Source organism: Caulobacter soli (genome assembly GCF_011045195.1).
GTDB classification, from domain to species: domain Bacteria; phylum Pseudomonadota; class Alphaproteobacteria; order Caulobacterales; family Caulobacteraceae; genus Caulobacter; species Caulobacter soli.
Genome location: NZ_CP049199.1, coordinates 4,221,561 through 4,240,018, shown reverse-complemented (window position 1 = coordinate 4,240,018; position 18,458 = coordinate 4,221,561). Strand labels below are relative to the sequence as shown.

The following is an 18,458-nucleotide window of genomic DNA, read 5'->3' as shown; positions in this document are numbered from 1 at the left end:
CGTCATGGACATCGCCGGCATGCTGTCGCGCTGGCGCCAGCCGACGCCGACGGGGATCGACCGCGTCGAGATGGCCTACGCCCAGGCCCTGGCCGAACGGGCGCCCGATCGCCTCGGCTTCGCCGGCTTCCATCCCGGCCTGGGCTATGCGCGGTTCCCCGTCGCGGCCGTGTCGGACTATCTGGCGGCCACCCGCGAGGCTTGGGCCGGCGGGGCGGCCGAGGAGGTCGCCGAGGTTCGCCGGCGCGCCATGCTCCGGGCGATGCTAGGCGCGCGGCCGGTCTTCGACGCGCCGTCCGGCGCCGGGCGGGTCTATCTGCATCTGTCGCCGCGCGGCCTGGAGCGCCGGCGCGTCTACGAGGGCGCGTTGCGTCGCGAACGCGCCAGGCTGGTCGCCTTCGTGCACGACGTGATCCCGATCGAGCGCCCTGAATTCGTCGCCGACGGCGGGGCGTCGCGGTTCGAGCGCCGGCTGACCACCTTGGTCGACCTGGCCGACGGGGTGCTGGTCAATTCCCACGCGACGGCGGCCGCCTTGGCGCCGCACCTGGCCCGCGCCGGGCGCCGCCCCGAGGTGCGGGTCGCGCCGCTCGGCCTGCCGACGCCGCCGCCCCCGCCCGCCGCCGTGCCGGCCAAGCCCTACTTCGTGGTGCTGGGCGCCATCGAGCCGCGCAAGAACCACCTGCTGTTGCTGCACATCTGGCGGCGCTGGGCCGAGCGCGACGGGGTCGCCGCCACCCCGACGCTGGTGATCGTCGGGGCGCGCGGCTGGGAGAACGAGAACATTCTCGACCTGCTCGACCGTAGTCCCGTCCTGGCCGGGGTGGTCGAGGAGCGCGGCGGGCTGGGCGACGAGGCGGTTCGCGCCCTGATCGGCGGCGCCCGCGCGGTGCTGTGCCCGTCGTTCGCCGAGGGCTACGGCCTGCCGGTCGCCGAGGCGCTGGGTCTGGGCGCGCCGGTGCTGGCCAGCGACATTCCGGCTCACCGCGAGGTGGGCGGCCGCGCGGCCGACTATCTGGACCCCCTGGACGGGCCGGCCTGGGCCGCCGCCGTCCGCGACTACGCCCAGCCGTGGTCCGAGCCGCGCCGTCGCCAGCTGGAGCGGCTGGCGACATGGCGCAGGCCGGGCTGGGACGACCACTTCAGGGTCGCTTTCGACCTGATCGAGGAGGTCGCGCGATGACGCCCGTCGCGCGACCGATGACGCACCGCCTCCCGGAACCCCGGCGCGAGGATAGTCCATGTTCATAGCCGTTTCGGATTTCGATCGCTCGCCGGAGGGGCCGCCCGGGACGCCCGCGCGAGGCGTCGCCGTCGAGCGCCGCGCGTCGTTGGGCCTGGACCAGCGCCTGCGCGCCCTGGCCCAGGACTACGGCTTCTACAGCGGCCTCTATCTGCATATCGGTCACGCCGTGTGCGGTCCGGAGCAGACGGCGCCGTCGCGCCTAGTCGCCTCTTCGCCGATCGCGCTGCGGCAGTACGGGACGGCCCTGGCCGCCAGCAGCGTGGCCCGCCGCGCCGCCGCCGCCTACCGCCCGTTCGCCTGGACCAGCATCGAGGAGCGCCTGCCGGGGTTTTCGGGCCGTTGCGCGGGGTTGGCGATTCCGGTGCAGGACCACGCGGCCGGGCCGGGCCTGGTGGCGCTGATCGGCCAGGACCTCGACATGGCCCGGGCCCTGGCGGGCGACTCCGCGGGCGTGCTGGCCCTGGCGGCCGCCGACCTGCACCAGAGCGCCCTGAGCGACGTTCGGCCGGCCGCGACGGCCAGCTCGGCCCTGACCGGACGCGAGATCGAGTGCCTGCGCCTGGCCGCGCTAGGCCGTACGGTGGCCGAGACCGGCAAGGCCCTGGGCATCAGCAGCCGCACGGTGGAATTCCATCTGAAGAACGTGACCGAGAAGCTGGGCGCGACCAACAAGATCCACGCGGTCGCGCTTTCGGTGAGCCTGGGTCTGGTCAGCCTGAAGGGCGGAGGCTGAAAGCCGCCGCCGCGAGAACGCGGCGGCGGCCGTCAGATCGCGACAGTCCTAGACGATGCTGTCGTGGGTGACGACGAAGTGGAAGTTGTCGAGCACGAACTGCGAGCCGTCGACGTCGTCGGCCGGGCTGTGGTCGCCGGTGGTCGACACGCGGTCGATCACCAGGGTGTCGATCACGCCCCAGTCGGCGTCGACCAGGGTCGGCACGCCGTAGTGGATGGTCGTGGTGATGCTGCCCACTTCGAAGCCGTCGCTGTAGCCCTTGAAGGTGACGACTTGCGAGTCGTCGGCCGCGGCGGCGATCTGGACCTTGTCGAAGATGAAGTCCGAACCGTTGGTGCGCGTGACGACGATCGGGTCGGCGGCGAACGGGTTGTAAGCGCCGACATTGCCGTCGATGGCGGTGGCGTAGCCCGAGTTCGGGAAGTCGTCCTTGCCGACGCCGTTCAGGAAGACGCCGCCGGCCTTGATGTTGAAGCCGTGGTAGCCGTTCGAGATGGTGGTGTCGCCGAAGGGGTCGATGTCTTCGAAGTTCAGGGTGACGGCGTCGGTCGGCTTGGCGTTGAAGTGGACGTCGTTGGCGTCCAAGTGCGCGGCGCTGTCGGTGTTGATCAGCACGTAGCCGCTGGCCGACGGGTTACCGGCGTCGTTGATCTTGTACAGCTGGGCGGTGGCGCCGCCCAGCGTGCCGACGAAGTTCAGCGTCGAGCCGGCCGAGAAGCCGTGCAGTTCCAGCACGTCCTGGTTGGCGCCCGTGGTGTTGCCGGCGCCTTGGAAGTCGAGGATCACGTCGGGCGCGAGAAGCGAGCCCGTCAGGTCGCCGGCGTGGAACACGAAGGTGTCGTTGCCGGCGCCGCCGGTGACGATGTCGAGGCCCGCGCCGCCACGGATCACGTCCGCGCCGTTCTGGCCCAGGATGACGTCGCTGCCGCCACGGCCGTCCAGATGGTCGTCGCCGTCACCGCCCAGGATCAGGTTGAAACCCGCCGAACCGATGACAGTGTCGTTGCCCGCTTGAGCGTTGTAAATATTCGACGGAGTCAGAGTGGTCCCAAGGATCACTTGATCATCGCCAGCAGTACCATTAACGTTGCTCATGGCTTATTTCCTAATAGCCGCAAGCCCCGTGCCCCGAGATTTGATACAGCAAACGTATTGGGGTCAGAAGAGTCTGAATTGAGAAATTTTCTTCATAAAAATCGAGAGCTTTCTTTTTGAAGTAGAGTGCGGCGCGGATGCTCAGGACAGGCCCGGCAACGGTCCCAGGAGCCAGGTCAGCCAGCCGCCGACGGCCAGGAAGGTCCCGAACGGCAGGGGCTGCGTCGTGTCGATCCGTCGACGGATCAATCCGATGGCCGCCGCGGCGGCCAGGCCGACGCCGCAGGACCACAGCAGCACCGTCGGCAGGCTCTGCCAGCCGACCCAGGCCCCGATCGCGCCCAGCAGGAACGGATCGCCTCCCCCCAGCCCCTGGCGGCCGCGCAGCGCCTTGTAGGACAGGCCGACCAGGGCCAGGACGCCGTAGCCGACGGCCGCGCCGATCAGCGGCTCGAACGGCGGGGCGACGCCGAGCCCGACCGTGACCGCCCAGCCGGCCACGCCCAGCGGCAGGGTCACGACATCGGGCAGCCACAGGTTCTCGGCGTCGATCACCGCCGCCGTCAGCAGGCCCCAGCCGAGGGCGGCGGTCGCCAGGACCAGGGGTCCAGACTGGGCCAGGGCGCTCCAGGCGGCGATCGCCAGGCACCCGGCCTCCAGCATGGGGTAGCGCGGCGGGATCGGCGCGCGGCACGTGCGGCAGCGGCCGCGCAGGACCAGGAAGCTGGCGATCGGGACCAGGTCCGGCGGTCCCAGCCGGCGGCCGCAGCCGTCGCAGGCCGAGCGGGACGCGATCCACGGCCGTCCGGCGGGCAGGCGCAGCGTCAGCAGGCCGATGAAGCTGCCGACGAACGGGGCGGCCGCCAGGGCGACGAGGGTCCAGATCACGTCAGGGTTCAACGCAGAAGGTCCGCTTTCGCCGCCACCGTGCGACCATAGGGCGGCGCCTGTGACGGTTGTACGTCACGGGCGTCGGCGCACGACCGGAACGGCGCTTACTGGCGAACCAGCTTCAGATCCTGATAGTCGTACGAGAAGTCCGCCAGCGGCGAGACGGCCCGCATCGTGGCCCCCGCGACCTTGCCGTCCTTCACCGAGAACACCACGAAGGCGTCCTCCTGCGAGCGGTCGTCGAAGCGGGTCTTGAAGGTGTCGCCGTCGAAGGTTTCCAGGGCGCCGCGCAGGGCCGGGGTCTTGTCGAAGCTGATCTTCAGCGCCGCCTTCTTGCCCTTTCCGACCACCGAAACGCTCACCGTCCCGTACCAGGGATCGCGATACACGCCCGCATAGGCGGCCAGCGGCAGGGTGGGCGCCGCGCCGCCGCCCTTGGGGGTGGTGGCCTCGGCCGCCTCCTTGATCGTCTTGGCGTCGTTCTCGGCCTGGACCTTGCGGCTGGAGGCGATCCAGTCGAAGTCGCTGCGGCCCTGCAGCCGGTCGGGACCGCCGTAGCGCAGGGACCGGAAGACGGTGTTCTCCTCGGCGTTGGTCATCACCATGATCCCCGACTTCCGGCCCGGCAGCAGGCCCGTATAGGAGATGAAGCCGGCCAGGCCCCCGGTGTGCCAGACGATCTTTTCGCCGCGATGGTCGTTGACGAACCAGCCCAGAGCATAGGCCTGCAAGCTGGCGCGCACGGGGTTGTCGGCGATCGGGCCGTCGGACCAGGCGGTGATGGTCTGGGGCTTCCACATCTCGCGGCCCGAGGCCTCGGTCCACAGCTTGGTCCCGCCCGGCGTCGTGCCCAGGCCCAGCTGGACCTGCATCCACTTGCCGATGTCGCGCGGGCTGGCGTTGAGGCCGCCGGCCGCGCCCGCCGAGTCGAAGCTGCCGTCGAACGGCAGCACGGTCTGCGGCCCCAGGCCCCGCACCGGCGGACCCATGCGGGCGTGGGGCTCGGCGCGCGGCCGGGCGCCGATCAGCGAGGGCAGGGGGACGCTGTCGGTCATCTTCAGCGGGTCCAGGATCCGCGCCTGGATGAAGGCTTCCCACGGCTTGCCGGTGATGGCCGCGATCACCTCGCCGGCCGCCACGTACAGCACGTTGTCATAGGCGTAGCCGCCCCGGAACTGGCCGCCGATCGGCAGGTACTTCAGGCCGGCCACGATGTCGGCCCGGCTGTGGGTGGGATTGGGCCAGATCATCAGGTCGCCGGCCCCCAGGGTCAGGCCCGAGCGGTGGCACAGCAGGTCGCGCACGGTCATCAGCCTGGTGACGATCGGGTCGCTCATCTCGAAGGTCGGCAGGTACTTGGTGACCGGGTCGTCCCAGGCGACCTTGCCCTCCTCGACCAGCATGGCCAGGGCGGCGGCGGTGAAGGCCTTGGTGTTGGACGCCACGCCGAACAGGGTGGAGTCGGTGACCTTGTCGGGCCCGCCCAGGCGGCGCACGCCATAGCCCTTGGCCAGGGTGATCTCGCCGTCCTCGACCATGCAGATCCCCAGGCCCGGCTCGTCGGGGAAGGCGGCCATGACCTCCTGGGCGAACTGGTCGATCGCCGCCCCCGCCTTGCCGGTCTGTCGGGCGAAGGCGGGTCTCGCCAGCGCCGCGGCCCCGACGGTGGCGAAGGCCGACAGCAAGGCGGCGCGGCGGGTCGTGGCGATCATGGAGGCGTCCTGGAAAGGTCAGGCGCACACTGAAGCCTAGCGGGGCAGTCGGGGCAAGGCATGAAGAACCCTCTCCCGGAGGGGAGAGGGTGAAACGCAACAAGCCCGCCTGCCGGGGGGGGGAGCAGACGGGCTTGCCGTACTGGGCCTGACGCTAAGCGGCCCGTTCCGTTACGCCCGGTAGACGTAGGCGCTGCTGACGTAGCCGACGCCGACGCCGTCCTGGCCGACCAGGATCCACTTGCCGTCGCCGGTGCGACCCAGGGCCTGGAAGGTCTCGCCGGCCCGGACCGAGCCAACGGCCTCGCCCCGGGTCGAGGCGGCGGCGCGCAGGTTCAGGTTGGAGCGGGCGACATACTTGCCCTTGATCTTGGTCATCGGGGCGGCGTCGACCGACTGGGCCACGCGGATGCCGTCGCTGACATAGACCCCGCCGGCGTTGTCGGCCGCGCGGCTCTTCTGCATCTGGCAGCCGGCATAGGAGCCGGCGCCCGCGCCGACCACGGCGCCGATGGCGGTGCCCGTGCCTCGGTTGTGCTTGGCCAGCTGGTTGCCGGCGACCGCGCCCAGCAGGCCGCCGATCACGGCGCCGGCTTCCTGCTTACCGCCCGAGGCGTTGCAGCCGACCACGCCGCCCAGCTTCTGCGACATGGCGCTGGCCGTGGTCGGCGCGGCGGTCATGGTCAGGGCGGTGGCGCTCATGGCCAGGGTCAGAGCGATGGTCTTGAAGGTCTTGGTCATGGTCTTCGTCCCGTGAATGGTTCGGAGCCGTCGGCCCCGTGAGACGCACCATGCCAAGGTGAAGCTGAACCGCGTCGACAGCGTCGCCGACAGGTTTCGTTCATGTGAGATTTTTCGGCGTCGGCGGGCGCCGACCGCCCGCCGTTAGACCGACTTGTCGACCTTGTCGCCGATGACATAGGGCTCGAGGACGGGGCGGGGCGACGTGTCCACGCGGGCCTCGGCGTCCTTGCGATCCTTCTCGACCCGGTCCTTGGCCTCGGCCCGGGCTTGGGCGGCCTTCTGCAGCATCTTCAGGGCGGCGGTCGCGACGCCGTCGCCCTGGTTCGGCGAGGTCAGCGCCGCCAGGGCCTGGGCCTCCGGGGAGTCGTCGTTCGACGCGGTCGTCCCGTCCTCGGCGACCTTGGTTTCGGCGGTCTTCTTGCCCGACTTGCCGGCCTTCTTCTCGGCCTCGTCCATGGCGATCATCTTGTCGACATTGACGATGTCGACCTGCATCTGGGCCTTCCACTCGTCCAGCGAGGTCGCGCCATTGTTGACCGTGCCGTCCATGCTGACCGTGCCGGCGAAGACCATCTGCTGCTGCAGCGGCGACATCGCGTTCAGGTGGGCGAGATTCTTGCGCGGCACGTTGGAATGGAGGTCCTGCGACATGCCCCAGGCGTTGAAGTCGTCGGCCGCCTTGCGGATGGCCAGGCTGGTCTGGCCGCCGTCCATGATGGCGGCGTAGGCCTTGCGGTCCTCGGGCGTGGACTGCGTGAACCAGGCGCGGTCGGGGTCGGTGAACACCAGTTTCTGCAGGTCGACATAGGCCTTGATCTGCTCGTCCTGGGGAACGCCGGAGCCGTCGGCCAGCTTCAGCAGCAGAGACTTGGCCTGGGCCAGCGTCCCCGAGCCCTGGGCGCCGGGCGTCAGCTGCTTGACGGCGTCGGCCATCGGCATGGCGGTCAGGGCCTTCTGGGCGGCCCGGGCCTCGGGCGACAGGGTCACCGTCACGGCCGGGGCGGGGGCGGGACTGGCGGCGTCCTGGACGGCGGGCTGTGGGGCGGCGGCCTCCGGCGCGTCGTTCGGCGCGAGCGCGGCAGTGGTCGCGGCGGGGTTCGGCGTCGTGGCGGAAATCTGCACGGAGAACTCCAGAACCTGGCGCCGGACGGAACCCGGCGCGGCCACGCTAGCCAGAGAAACTAAACTAGAGATTACTTGCAGTGTCAGGTTGCCGTCGCAGGGCGCCGCGCGTCAAACGCAAAACGCCCCCTCCGCGGGGAGGGGGCGCTGCTGGCTTTCGATCGTCGAAAGCCTAGTTGGCGGTTCCGACCGGCGCGGTCGCCGCGACCGGCGCCGGTGCGGAGGCCGGGGTCACCGGGCTGCTGGCCAGGGCGACCGTGGCGTCGGCGTCGGTGAAGATGGTCATGCGCTGACCCGGTTTGATCTCGACGTCCTTGCCGTGCTTGATCAGGCCCAGCGGGCCGAACAGTACGGTCAGGGTGATCGTGGTGCCGTAACGGGCGTCGCCCTCGGCGCCCTTCTGGCCGCGCAGCTTGATCTTGGCGTCGCCGGCCTTGAGATAGTCAAACCGGACGTTCAGTTCGCCCGGCTTGCCCATCATGCCCTTCTTCTTGGCGTGGGTGACTTCCCCCGCGCCCTTCAGGCCGGCCGGCAGCTTGCCGCCGTCGGGCAGGACGACGTCGTCGACCAGGCTGATCGAGAAGCGGTCGCCCTCGTGGCTCGTCTCCGACGACAGCTTGTCCTCGACGCTGATCACCACCTCGGTGCCCTCGGGCACCTTGACGGTCTGGGCGTGCGCGGCCGTGCCGGCCATGACGAATAGCGCCGCCGCAGCGGCTTTATATAGGTTTCTCAAGGCATTTCCCCCGCGAGCCCCCAGCCCGCGCGGTCACCTAAGCCGATATCGTCAAGCTTGTGAAGCGTGCGCGAGCACGCGCCTGTGAGTAAACCGGCGGGCGAGAGTGTCCCCGGCCGCTATTTCCCCAGCCCGTAAGGCCCGCCCTTCTCCAGCGCCGCCTTCCACGCCGGCCGCGCGTGCATGCGGCCGATCCAGGCTTCCAGGTCGGGATAGTCGGCCAGCTTGCCGTGGGCCTTGGCGACCTCGGCCACGAAGCTCATCTGGATGTCGGCGCCGGTCAGCCCGTCGCCGACGAAGAAGTCGCGGCCGGCCAGCGCGTTGTTCACATAGGCCAGGTGATTGGCGATCTCGCTCTCGATGCGCGGGTGCAGCGGCGCGCCGGCCGCGCCCAGCCGGCCGACATAGAGCCGCAGCATCAGGGGCAGCATGGCCGAGCCCTCGGCATAGTGCAGCCATTGCTGATAGGCGTCGTAGTCGGCGCTGGCCGGATCGGGCGCCAGCCGGCCGCCGCCGTGGCGGCGGATGACGTGGTCGGTGATCGCCCCGCTCTCGATCAGCGTCGCGGTCCCGTCGGTCAGCACCGGCGACTTGCCCAACGGATGCACGTGCAGCAGGGCGGGCGGCGCCAGGCGGGTCTGGGCGTCGCGCTCGTAGAAGCGGATCTCGTAGGGCAGGCCCAGCTCCTCCAGCAGCCAGAGGATGCGCTGCGAGCGCGATTCATTGAGGTGGTGGACGACCAGCATCTGTTTTCTCCCTGCGGCCTTCTTCAACGCTTTCGGGAACTTTTGATCCCGTCAGGCCGATTTATGCTGCGCTGCGGCATTGCTCGCAGGTGCGAAAGGCTCCACAGTGAAAGAAAACAACTGTTTGGCGCACGGGAGCAAGCCATGACCGCGACGGTGGTTCAGGAAAACCAGACCCTCATCCTGCCAGGCCTGACCATGCTGCTGCGCGAGGCCGCCGGCGCGGCCCAGCTGTTCGTGGCCGAGGCCAGGCCCGCCGTGAAGGCCGCCATCGTCGGCGACAACGGCAAGATCGACCGCAAGCTGGCCGACGAGCACCAGCACCAGGTGCACGGCTATGGTTGGTACGCCGCCTATGCCGAGCTGATGAACCAGGTCGCCGGCTGGGCCGAGCGGCTGGAGGCCGAGGGCCGGTTCGGCGAGATCGAGGCCCTGCTGGCCCAGCTGCTGTTCAGCGAATACTGCGCCCAGCTGGTCGGCGGCGTGGCGATGAACCAGGGCGAGATCGTCCGGCCCGCCCACCTGGTCACCGACCGCGCGGTGCTGAACCGGCTCTATTCCAACGGCCTGATGAAGCTGATGGTCGAGGGCGGCACGCAAGCGGTGAAGACCCGCGTCGCCGAGCGCCTGGCGCAGGCGCGCGGCCGCCCCACGCTCGAGCACACCGGGCTGGACGAAACCTTCGAGATGATCCGCGACCAGTTCCACGCCTTCGCCGAGGAAAAGGTCACCCCCTTCGCCCACGAGTGGCACCTGAAGGACCAGCTGATCCCGATCGAGCTGGTCGAGGAGCTGGGCGCCCTGGGCGTGTTCGGCCTGACCATTCCCGAGGACTACGGCGGCAGCGGCATGGGCAAGACCGCCATGTGCGTGGTCTCCGAGGAGCTGTCGCGGGCCTGGATCGGCGTCGGCTCGCTGGCCACGCGCTCGGAGATCGCCGGCGAGCTGATCCTGACCGGCGGCACCGAAGACCAGAAGCAGTCCTGGCTGCCGAAGATCGCCGAAGCCTCGATCCTGCCGACCGCCGTCTTCACCGAGCCCAACACCGGTTCGGACCTGGGCAGCTTGCGCACCCGCGCCGAGCTGTCGGGCGAGCAGTATGTGGTGACCGGGAACAAGACCTGGATCACCCACGCCGCCCGCGCCGACGTCATGACCCTGCTGGTCCGCACCGACCCGGCCACCACCGACTATCGCGGCCTGTCCATGCTGCTGGCCCCCAAGCCGCGCGGTGTCGAGGGCGACGACTTCCCGGCGCAAGGCATGAGCGGCGGCGAGATCGGGGTGATCGGCTATCGCGGCATGAAGGAGTTCGAGCTCGCCTTCGACGGCTTCGCCGTGCCCGCCGAGAACCTGCTGGGCGGCGTGCCAGGCCAGGGCTTCAAGCAGCTAATGGCCACCTTCGAGAGCGCCCGCATCCAGACCGCCGCCCGCGCCGTGGGCGTGGCCCAGGCCGCGCTGGAGACCGGCCTCGGCTACGCCCTGGACCGTCAGCAGTTCGGCCAGGCGATCTTCGAGTTCCCCCGCGTCCACAACAAGCTGGCCATGATGGCGGCCGAGATCATGGGCGTGCGCCAGCTGACCTATTTCGCCGCCCGCCAGAAGGACGAGGGCAAGCGCTGCGACCTGGAAGCCGGCATGGCCAAGCTGATCGCCGCCCGCGTCGCCTGGGCCGCCGCCGACAACGCCCTGCAGATCCACGGCGGCAACGGCTTCGCCATGGAATACGTCGCCAGCCGCCTGCTGGCCGACGCCCGCATCCTCAACATCTTCGAGGGCGCCGGCGAGATCCAGGCCCAGGTCATCGCCCGGCGGCTGCTGGAGGAGGGGAACTAGCGGCGCCTACGAGCCCTCCTTCTCTGGCCAACCCATGTTATCGTCGCAACGTCCGGCCTTGCTGGAGGCGCCGCCGTTGAGCTGCGTCCCAGCCTGATCGGGTTCGGGGAGAACGGCCATGGTTGTCGGCGTGAACAAACCCAAGCGCCTCGAGGACAAGCCGACAGTCGAGCTGGCCAAGGATCTCGTGCAGGCGGGGATCGGCGTCGCCATCGTCGTTCTGCTGTTGGCGAAGGTCGGATTCGCCTTCGTCGTGGAAGGCGAAGCTTGCACCGCGGCGGCGTGGCCACGGATTGGCTGGTTGGCGGGCTGGCTAGTGGAGACTTCGCCGCTGAAGATCGTCGGCGAGGCGCTAGCGTTCTCGGCGGCGATCGAGCTGGCCTATATGTTGTTTACGCCCAAGCCGGACGAGGCGGTTCAGCCGCTCATCCTGGGCGTGGCCGCCGCGGCGCTTATCGCGGCTTCTCAAGAGACGGTCGATATCCGGGGCGCGGCGACGGTGGCGGTCCTGAGTCTGGTGATCGGCTTGCTGTTCCTCATCCGCCAGTACTTCGCTCTGGACGTGGAAGGCGAAGAAGAAAGCCCCAGGACATCCTGGGCCACATTGTGCTTGCTGGTGGCGCGTATCGAATTCCGGCTCAAGAGTCTGTTGCGGCGCTAATTGTGCGCCTTCGATGTTGCGGCGCACAACGAAAAGGCCCGCGAACGGGGTTCGCGGGCCTTTTCGATACAGCCGCTAGAGGCGGGCTGTTTTGGCGTCTCAGGCGGCGGCGCGTTGCGCCTTGATGGCCGAGAGGGTCAGAACGATCAGGCTAAGCATGGATTTCTTCCGGTTCGAACGCGAAGGCGCGAGCGCCTCCAATACGTCCAATATAAATGACAACGTTGTCATTTGCAAGGGGTTTTGCTGCGGTGCAGCGTCGCAGGCGCGCGCTTTACCGCGCGACGGGTTCGGCGCACTCTTGGCGCTCGCCGCTGGCGTCCCATCTTGGAGGCATGATGTTCGCCGTTCGCCGCACCGCTCTGGCCCTGATCGCCTGCGCCGCCTTGAGCGGCGCAGCCCGCGCCGAGGCGCCGTCCGCCCCCAGGCTGTCGCTGGCCCCGTCGGCCAAGCTGCTGGACCTGACCGCGCCTGGCCTGCCGGTGCTGTATTCGCGCGCGCCGACGCCGCTGCCGCCCGGCGTGGCGCGGACCTCGGTTGAAGGCAAGACCGGCGACGCCCAACTGGGCGCGGGCCTGCTGTGCGGCCTCCAGCCCAACGCCGACGACAGCGGGGCCGGCCGGGCCCGCGGCTACGACCCCGACGGCAAGTTCGTGGGCGCCAAGCTGGGGTTCAGGTTCTAGGCTCCGCCCTACAGCCGCACCCCGCCCAGCCAGGTCTGCCAGACCGCGACGAAACCGCCGTGCAGGATCACCGCCGGCCACAGCGAACCCGTCCGCCAGCGCATCAGGGCGCAGGCCAGGCCCAGGATCGCGGTGCAGGCCAGGAAGTCCGGGTGCAGGAACATCGCCGCCTGGGGCAGGAAGGTCAGGGCCTCCAGCGGGTGCCAGGCGACATAGAGCGCGGTCGAGAGCGCGATGGCCGGCCAGGGGTTTGACGTCTCGTCGCGCCCGGGAACCAGCAGGCCACGAAAGGGGATCTCCTCGCCCAGGGCCGGTACGAACAGCACCGTCAGCAGCCGCAGCGGCAGGCCGGGGACGGCGGGGGTGAGGGCGTAGAGCCCGGTCGAAAAGCCAATGGCCGCCATCAGGCCGCCCGTGATCGCCGCGACCAGGCCGCACAGCGCCCAGCCGCGCGCGTCGGGCAGGGTGGTCAAGGATCGGCGCAGGCGCTGGAGCATCCCGCACCCTAGCCCAGGATCACGACCTCGCCGTCTTCCTTGGTGAAGCGGTCGGGCTTGCGGTCCAGGAGGTCGAGGACGGTTTCGGAGGGGCGGCACAGCCCGACGCCCTTGGGCGTGACGACCAGCGGACGGTTGACCAGGATCGGTGGGCGACCATGGCCTCCAGCAGGCGGTCCTCGCCGACGCCGTCGTCCAGCAGGCCCAGCGCGGCGGCGGGCGTGCCCTTTTCGCGCAGCAGGTCGCGCGGGGTCAGGCCGGCCCGGGCGGCCAGGTCGCGCAGCTGTTCGACGGTCCAGCCGGCTTGCAGATAGTCCACGACGGTCGGCGCGTAGCCGGCGGCCTCGACCATGGCCACCACGTTGCGCGAGGTCCCGCAGGCGGGATTGTGGAAGATGGTCACGGGAAAGTCGGGGGCGGTCATGGGGTCTGCTCGTCTTTCAACTCGTCTTTCAGGAGCCAGCCGAGCACCGCCGTCGCGACCAGCGCGCCGGCGGTCTGGGCCAGGATGAAGGCCGGAACGCCGCCGGGGGCGATCCCGGCGAAGGTGTCGCTGAGGCTTCGGGCGATCGTCACCGCCGGGTTGGCGAAGGACGTCGAGGCCGTGAACCAGTAGGCGGCGGTGATGTAGAGCCCCACCGCCACGGCGGTGAAGTCGGGCCGGAACTTCGCGGTCCCCAGGATGGTGGCCAGCAGGCCGAACGCAGCCACGAACTCGGAAAAGGCCTGGGCCGGTCCGGTCCGCGCGTGGGTCGAGACCTGCCAGATCGGCTGGCCGAACATGGCGTGGGCGCACCAGACGCCGAGGATGGCGCCGGCCAGCTGGGCCGGCGGATAGGCCAGGGCCGCGCGCCAGGGCAGCTCGCGCCGGATCGCCGCCGCCAGGGTGACGACCGGGTTGAAGTGGGCGCCCGACACGGGTCCGAACACGGTGATCAGCACGACCAGGGCCGCGCCGGTGGCCAGGGTGTTGCCCAGCAGGGCGATGGCGACGTTCCCGCCCGCCAGGCGCTGACCCATGATCCCGGATCCGACCACCACCGCTAGCAGCATGGCCGATCCCAGCGCCTCGGCGACCAGGCGGCGCGGCAGGGAGACGGTGGTCATGGCCGGCAGGTCGCGCCGCAGTCGGCGGCCTTGGCGACGATATCGCCCAACGGCGCGCAGATCTCGGGCGCGCCGTCGCAGCAGTCCTCCATCAGGAAGCCCAGCAGGCCGCTCATGGCCGCGTAGTCGGCGGTGTAGACGATCGACCGGCCCTCGCGGCGCGAGGCGACCAGGCCGGCGTGCGCCAGCACGTTGAGATTGGCCGACAGGGTGTTGGGCAGGCTGTCCAGCCGCCGCGCGATCTCGCCCGCCGCCACGCCCTCGGGCCCGGCTTTCACCAGCATGCGGAAGATCGCCAGACGTCCCTCATGCCCGAGGGCCGACAGGGCGGCGACGGCGGTCTTTGATTCCATATTTCCAGGATAATAGAAATAATGGAGCGATCAAGGGCCGCCCGATTGGCGAAGTCGGCTTCGACCCTCAGCAGACGTTGGCTACTCGTGCGTGTCGGCGAAGGCGGTGTGCATGCGATGCAGCGCGACCTCGTCCTCCGGCGACAGGTCGCGCGGGCCCAGTTCGACATCGACGCGCAGCACCTTGCCGGTGAACCGGAACGGGGTCTTGTAGCTCTTGCCGACCGGCGACCCGGTGTCGGAACCCACGCCGAAGGTGTCGATGCCGAAACGGCCGGCGACGGTGTTCTCGATCCGGGTCCGGCCGACCTCCTGGCCGTCGATGCCGATCACCGCCTCGCCGCCCTTGCCCAGCCCGCCGCCGTCGTAGGCGAACTCGATCGAGACCGTGGATCGGCCGGCGGGAACGGGGACGCTGGAGACCAGGGTCGTGCGCTCCCGCTCGAACCAGTTGTAGTGATAGACCAGCTTGCCGTCCTGGACGTACAGGGCGTAGCCGGCCGAGGCCCCGCCGGCCGCCACGATCATGCCTTCGCCGCCTGTCTCCGGCATCTCGATCTGCGCGACGATCCGGTGCGAGCGGTTCTTGGTGTTGGGCGAAGCCGTCTCGGCCAGGCGCGAGGCCCCGGCATAGTAGGTGAAGTGGGTGCGGTTCGGATCGGCCCCGCCCGGCGAGGGCTTGGGCGTGGCCAGCCGCCCCGAGCCGCGGTCGTCGAAGGGATAGACGCCGTTCTTGCGCGCCTCCTCGTCGAACACCGCTTTCAATTCAGCCAGCTTGTCGGGATGGACGGCGGCCAGATCCTTGGCCTCGGAGAAGTCCTCGTCCAGGTGGTAGAGCTCCCACCGGTCGTTCTCCCAGTGGCCGGGGGCCAGGTCCTGGCGCCAGGGCAGGGTGTGCTGGGCGCAGGCGATCCAGCCCTTGTCGTAGATCGCCCGGTTGGTGAAGACCTCGAAATACTGCCGCTCGCGCACGGGCCTGGCCTTGGGATCGGCGAAGGTCGAGGTGATCGGCACGCCGTCCAGGGGCTTCTGCTCGACGCCGTCGACGAACTGCGGCGCGGGGATGCCGGCGACGTCCAGGATGGTGGGCATGATGTCGATCAGGTGGGTGAACTGGTCGCGCACGCCGCCATGGTCGGTGATTCTGGCCGGCCAGGCGGCGACCATCGGGTTGCGCGAGCCGCCCAGGTGCGAGGCCACCTGCTTGACCCATTGGAACGGCGCGTTGCCGGCCCAGGCCCAGCCCAACGGATAGTGCGGCTCGGTCTGCGGCCCGCCGATCTCGTCCAGCTTGGCCAGGTTGTCCTCCAGCTTCGAGGGCACGCCGTTGAGGTTCATGATCTCGTTGACCGTGCCGGTGAAGCCGCCCTCCGAACTCGCGCCGTTGTCGCCCACGATGTAGAGGATCAGGGTGTTGTCGGCGTCGGGCAGGGCCTCGACCGCCTCGATCAGCCGGCCGCATTCGCTGTCGGCATAGGCCAGATAGCCGGCGAAGTTCTCCATGAAGCGGGCGTAGAGCTTGCGCTCGTCGGCCGGCAGGCTGTCCCACGGTTTGACCCATTCGGGGCGCGGGGTCAGCTGGGTGTCGGGCGGGATCACGCCCGTCTCCAGTTGCCGGCGATAGGTCGCCTCGCGCACCGCGTCCCAGCCGGCGTCGAACTGGCCGGCGAACTTCTCGCGCCAGGCCTTGGGGGCGTGGTGCGGGGCGTGGGCGGCGCCGGGCGCGAAGTAGAGGAAGACCGGCTTCTGCGGGGCCACGGCCTTGCTGTAGCGCATCCAGTTGATGGCCCGGTCGGTCATGTCCTCCATGAAGTGGTAGCCCTCTTCGGGCGACTTGTGGGGCTCGACCGCGACGGTGTTCTCGAACAAGACCGGATAGTACTGGTGGGTCTCGCCGCCGATGAAGCCGTAGAAATAGTCGAAGCCCAGGCCGGTGGGCCAACGGTCGAAGGGCCCGGCGACGCTGCTCTCCCAGTCGGGGGTGTTGTGGTTCTTGCCGAACCACGAGGTGGCGTAGCCGTTGCCCTTCAGCACCGAGGCGATCGTCGCCGTGCTCCTGGGGATCATGTTGTTGTAGCTGGGAAAGCCCGTCGCCCACTCCGACAGGAAGCCCACGCCGCAGTTGTGGTGGTTGCGGCCGGTGATCAGGGCGGCGCGCGACGGGCCGCAGATCGCCGTGGTGTGGAAGCGGTTGTAGCGCAGGCCCCGCGCCGCCAGCTTGTCCAGGGCCGGGGTCGGCACCGGCCCGCCGAAGGTGCTGACCTGGCCGAAGCCCACGTCGTCGAGCAGGATGACGATGACGTTGGGCGCGCCCTCGGGCGGCTTGGGCACCGCGGGCCAGTCTTCTTTGGAGTCCAGATAGGTCTGGCCGATGACCCCTTGGAACGGCGGTTCCGGCAGGGGAAGGCGCGAGCGGTCGGTGGTGTCGGCCATGACAGGCTCCTCGGACGCGACAAATGTGCCAAGGAGCTAGCCAGCGCGGCGGCCGGCGAGCCATGGGGTGAACCCTCTAGGACAAGAATTGGATGTCCTAGTTTCCGCTAGCTTGACGCGGTTTTCCGCCATGTCCGCAAACCACCCCTTGCAGACACTGCCATGGGCGCGCGGATCGTCACCGTGGGCAATGGTCGGTTCGGGTGACTTCCTGCTCCTGTGCGGGAATGACGGAGGCGGAGCCCCTAGGCCGCCGCCTCGGCGTCTTCTTCGTCGTCGCCGCCCAGCAGGGCCGAGAGGACCACGGCCAGGCGTTCGGGCTTGATCGGCTTTTCGACCACGTCCTGCATGCCGGCGGCGATGTAGGTGGCCACGTCGTTGGGGTCGGCGTTGGCGGTCAGGGCGACGATCGGGGCCTGGCCGGCGGGGCCGGGAAGTTCGCGGATGGCGCGGGTGGCGGTGACACCGTCCATGCGCGGCATCTTGATGTCCATCAGGATCAGGTCGAAGCGACCCGACTTGGCGGCCTCGACGGCCTCGACGCCGTCGACCACCTGTTCGGAGGTGCAGTCGAACATCTCGCACAGCGCCTCGGCGACCATGCGGTTGGTGGCGTTGTCGTCGACGATCAGGATGTGGGCCGAGCGGGCGTCCAGCATCGGTTCGTCGTCGGTCTCGGCCGCGAGGATCGCCTCGGGCACGGTCAGCGAGAAGTGCAGGCTGAGGCCGGCGCCCAGATTGGCCTCGGCGCGCAGCGGGCCGCCCATGGCGCGGGTCAGGCCGTGGGCCAGGGCCATGCCCACGCCCAGGGCCAGTTCGTTACGGTCCTCGGTGCTGGCCGAGCTCAACGGGTCGAACACCCGGGCCAGACGCGCCTCGGCCGAGCCGGCGGTGTTGTCGCGCACCCGGCCTTCCAGCAGCAGGCCGCCGTCCACCGGACGGGCCTTGAGGCTGGCCTCGATCACGCCGCGGCCGCTGGCCAGGGCGCTTTCGATCAGGGCGTCGAACACCTGCAGCACGCGGGGCGTGTCGATCAGGGCGGCGGCCTCGGGGTCGCCGTCATAGGAGAACAGCAGGGTCGAGCCGCCCTCGGCGGCGCGCGGCGCCCAGCGGGCCTCGACCGCGTCGCTGAGGTCGCGCAGCAGGGCGGGGGCGGGGGTCAGGGCCAGGCCGCCGGTGGCGGCGCGGCGCAGGTCCATGGCGCGGCCCAGCACCTGGCTCATGTCGCGGCTGGTGTCGCCGATGGCGCGGACATAGGCGCTGGCGTCGGGCGTCAGGCGCGACTGCTCCAGCCGCTCGGTGAAGGCCAGGACGCCTTCCAGATGGGTGCTGACATCGACGGCCATGCGCTCGACCAGCGCCATGGCGTCGTCGGCCTCGCGCTGGCGGCGGCGGTGCGAGGTGAGCAGCGAGTTCAGCCCGCCGACCCCGACATAGTCGCCCGCCGCGTCGACGGCGACATAGGCGCTGCGGAAGATCGGGGTGTCGCTCTGGGCCAGGCGGTCGACGAAGTCGGCGGCCGACAGGGTGGCGGGAACCGCGCGCGGCTCGCGGTCCATGATCTCGGAAATCGGGCGCTCGGCCAGGCCGGGCGCGACGGCCATCTGGCCCAGGAAGACGTCGCGATAGACCAGGCCGACCGGCTTGCCGTCCACGACCACGGCGATGGCGGCGGCGTACGACTGGGCGTGGAACATCGCCCCGACCTCGGCGCACGAGGTGGCGGGGTCGATTGAAGCTCGGCGGTCGATAAGGCGGGCGAGCGTGTCCATGCAGCCGTTCGGCGAGGCGTCGTTGGGACCACACCATCGCCTGTCGGCGTTGCGGAGTCGTAAATGGCCAGACCAATGACGGCGTGGA

General features: G+C 69.9%; 17 protein-coding genes and 1 pseudogene. 5 read left to right on the top strand and 13 right to left on the bottom strand.

The features are described from left to right. The first annotated feature begins 4 nt into the window (after positions 1-4). Together G3M62_RS19785 and G3M62_RS19780 are read left to right on the top strand one after the other, a co-directional pair. Entirely contained in the window at positions 5-1,183 is a 1,179-nt protein-coding gene (locus G3M62_RS19785; RefSeq protein WP_246263337.1) for a glycosyltransferase family 4 protein, read from the top strand. Positions 1,184-1,241: 58 nt separating this feature from the next. Next, positions 1,242-1,979: a response regulator transcription factor gene (locus G3M62_RS19780; RefSeq protein WP_165190125.1), complete on the top strand. Its 738-nt coding sequence runs from the start codon at positions 1,242-1,244 to the stop codon at positions 1,977-1,979. Positions 1,980-2,027: 48 nt separating this feature from the next. Here G3M62_RS19780 and G3M62_RS19775 read toward each other — a convergent pair whose 3' ends face one another. The 7 genes from G3M62_RS19775 to G3M62_RS19745 form a co-directional block, all read right to left on the bottom strand. Further along, positions 2,028-3,077, bottom strand: a complete 1,050-nt coding sequence (locus G3M62_RS19775) for a calcium-binding protein (protein WP_165190124.1) — start codon at positions 3,075-3,077, stop codon at positions 2,028-2,030. A gap of 141 nt (positions 3,078-3,218) precedes the next feature. Then, positions 3,219-3,965, bottom strand: coding sequence for a prepilin peptidase (locus G3M62_RS19770; RefSeq protein WP_246263336.1), 747 nt, complete (start codon positions 3,963-3,965; stop codon positions 3,219-3,221). Between the two features lie 107 nt (positions 3,966-4,072). Further along, complete coding sequence (locus G3M62_RS19765) at positions 4,073-5,680, bottom strand: serine hydrolase (RefSeq protein ID WP_165190120.1); 1,608 nt, start codon at positions 5,678-5,680, stop codon at positions 4,073-4,075. A 171-nt stretch (positions 5,681-5,851) separates the two neighbouring features. Further along, positions 5,852-6,421, bottom strand: coding sequence for an SH3 domain-containing protein (locus G3M62_RS19760; protein WP_165190118.1), 570 nt, complete (start codon positions 6,419-6,421; stop codon positions 5,852-5,854). A gap of 144 nt (positions 6,422-6,565) precedes the next feature. Then, positions 6,566-7,546 carry a hypothetical protein gene (locus tag G3M62_RS19755; RefSeq protein WP_165190116.1) on the bottom strand — a complete coding sequence of 327 codons (981 nt, stop codon included), beginning with the start codon at positions 7,544-7,546 and terminating at the stop codon, positions 6,566-6,568. 172 nt (positions 7,547-7,718) lie between these two features. Beyond that, positions 7,719-8,240 (bottom strand): hypothetical protein, encoded by a 522-nt coding sequence (locus tag G3M62_RS19750; protein ID WP_246263335.1) that lies wholly within the window; start codon positions 8,238-8,240, stop codon positions 7,719-7,721. Between the two features lie 161 nt (positions 8,241-8,401). Continuing rightward, entirely contained in the window at positions 8,402-9,028 is a 627-nt protein-coding gene (locus G3M62_RS19745; protein ID WP_165190112.1) for a glutathione S-transferase family protein, read from the bottom strand. 144 nt (positions 9,029-9,172) lie between these two features. Between G3M62_RS19745 and G3M62_RS19740 the strand changes: the two genes are divergently transcribed. The 3 genes from G3M62_RS19740 (at position 9,173) to G3M62_RS19730 (ending at position 12,208) form a co-directional block, all read left to right on the top strand. Beyond that, positions 9,173-10,864 (top strand): acyl-CoA dehydrogenase family protein, encoded by a 1,692-nt coding sequence (locus G3M62_RS19740; RefSeq protein ID WP_165190110.1) that lies wholly within the window; start codon positions 9,173-9,175, stop codon positions 10,862-10,864. A 118-nt stretch (positions 10,865-10,982) separates the two neighbouring features. Next, complete coding sequence (locus tag G3M62_RS19735) at positions 10,983-11,525, top strand: hypothetical protein (RefSeq protein ID WP_165190108.1); 543 nt, start codon at positions 10,983-10,985, stop codon at positions 11,523-11,525. 335 nt (positions 11,526-11,860) lie between these two features. Next, complete coding sequence (locus G3M62_RS19730) at positions 11,861-12,208, top strand: hypothetical protein (protein WP_246263334.1); 348 nt, start codon at positions 11,861-11,863, stop codon at positions 12,206-12,208. Between the two features lie 8 nt (positions 12,209-12,216). Here G3M62_RS19730 and G3M62_RS19725 read toward each other — a convergent pair whose 3' ends face one another. The 6 genes and pseudogenes from G3M62_RS19725 to G3M62_RS19700 form a co-directional block, all read right to left on the bottom strand. After that, positions 12,217-12,705 (bottom strand): CPBP family glutamic-type intramembrane protease, encoded by a 489-nt coding sequence (locus G3M62_RS19725; protein WP_165190106.1) that lies wholly within the window; start codon positions 12,703-12,705, stop codon positions 12,217-12,219. A gap of 8 nt (positions 12,706-12,713) precedes the next feature. Continuing rightward, a pseudogene (arsC, locus tag G3M62_RS19720) lies at positions 12,714-13,129 on the bottom strand (arsenate reductase (glutaredoxin)). Beyond that, positions 13,126-13,812 carry an MIP/aquaporin family protein gene (locus G3M62_RS19715; RefSeq protein ID WP_165190104.1) on the bottom strand — a complete coding sequence of 229 codons (687 nt, stop codon included), beginning with the start codon at positions 13,810-13,812 and terminating at the stop codon, positions 13,126-13,128. Before G3M62_RS19715 ends, arsC begins: the two are co-directional and overlap by 4 nt. After that, the gene (locus G3M62_RS19710; protein ID WP_165190102.1) at positions 13,809-14,165 is read right to left on the bottom strand and encodes an ArsR/SmtB family transcription factor; all 357 of its coding nucleotides are present in this window, start codon (positions 14,163-14,165) and stop codon (positions 13,809-13,811) included. Before G3M62_RS19710 ends, G3M62_RS19715 begins: the two co-directional genes overlap by 4 nt. An 81-nt stretch (positions 14,166-14,246) precedes the next feature. Next, positions 14,247-16,598, bottom strand: coding sequence for an arylsulfatase (locus G3M62_RS19705; RefSeq protein ID WP_165190100.1), 2,352 nt, complete (start codon positions 16,596-16,598; stop codon positions 14,247-14,249). A gap of 245 nt (positions 16,599-16,843) precedes the next feature. Continuing rightward, positions 16,844-18,370: a response regulator gene (locus G3M62_RS19700; RefSeq protein ID WP_165190098.1), complete on the bottom strand. Its 1,527-nt coding sequence runs from the start codon at positions 18,368-18,370 to the stop codon at positions 16,844-16,846. Between the last annotated feature and the right edge of the window lie 88 nt (positions 18,371-18,458).

Coding starts and splice junctions, on each gene's coding strand:
- G3M62_RS19785 (WP_246263337.1), top strand. CDS start 5: ATGGACATCGCCGGCATGCTGTCGCGCTGGCGCCAGCCGACGCCGACG.
- G3M62_RS19780 (WP_165190125.1), top strand. CDS start 1,242: ATGTTCATAGCCGTTTCGGATTTCGATCGCTCGCCGGAGGGGCCGCCC.
- G3M62_RS19775 (WP_165190124.1), bottom strand. CDS start 3,077: ATGAGCAACGTTAATGGTACTGCTGGCGATGATCAAGTGATCCTTGGG.
- G3M62_RS19765 (WP_165190120.1), bottom strand. CDS start 5,680: ATGATCGCCACGACCCGCCGCGCCGCCTTGCTGTCGGCCTTCGCCACC.
- G3M62_RS19760 (WP_165190118.1), bottom strand. CDS start 6,421: ATGACCAAGACCTTCAAGACCATCGCTCTGACCCTGGCCATGAGCGCC.
- G3M62_RS19750 (WP_246263335.1), bottom strand. CDS start 8,240: ATGGCCGGCACGGCCGCGCACGCCCAGACCGTCAAGGTGCCCGAGGGC.
- G3M62_RS19745 (WP_165190112.1), bottom strand. CDS start 9,028: ATGCTGGTCGTCCACCACCTCAATGAATCGCGCTCGCAGCGCATCCTC.
- G3M62_RS19740 (WP_165190110.1), top strand. CDS start 9,173: ATGACCGCGACGGTGGTTCAGGAAAACCAGACCCTCATCCTGCCAGGC.
- G3M62_RS19735 (WP_165190108.1), top strand. CDS start 10,983: ATGGTTGTCGGCGTGAACAAACCCAAGCGCCTCGAGGACAAGCCGACA.
- G3M62_RS19730 (WP_246263334.1), top strand. CDS start 11,861: ATGATGTTCGCCGTTCGCCGCACCGCTCTGGCCCTGATCGCCTGCGCC.
- G3M62_RS19725 (WP_165190106.1), bottom strand. CDS start 12,705: ATGCTCCAGCGCCTGCGCCGATCCTTGACCACCCTGCCCGACGCGCGC.
- G3M62_RS19715 (WP_165190104.1), bottom strand. CDS start 13,812: ATGACCACCGTCTCCCTGCCGCGCCGCCTGGTCGCCGAGGCGCTGGGA.
- G3M62_RS19710 (WP_165190102.1), bottom strand. CDS start 14,165: ATGGAATCAAAGACCGCCGTCGCCGCCCTGTCGGCCCTCGGGCATGAG.
- G3M62_RS19705 (WP_165190100.1), bottom strand. CDS start 16,598: ATGGCCGACACCACCGACCGCTCGCGCCTTCCCCTGCCGGAACCGCCG.
- G3M62_RS19700 (WP_165190098.1), bottom strand. CDS start 18,370: ATGGACACGCTCGCCCGCCTTATCGACCGCCGAGCTTCAATCGACCCC.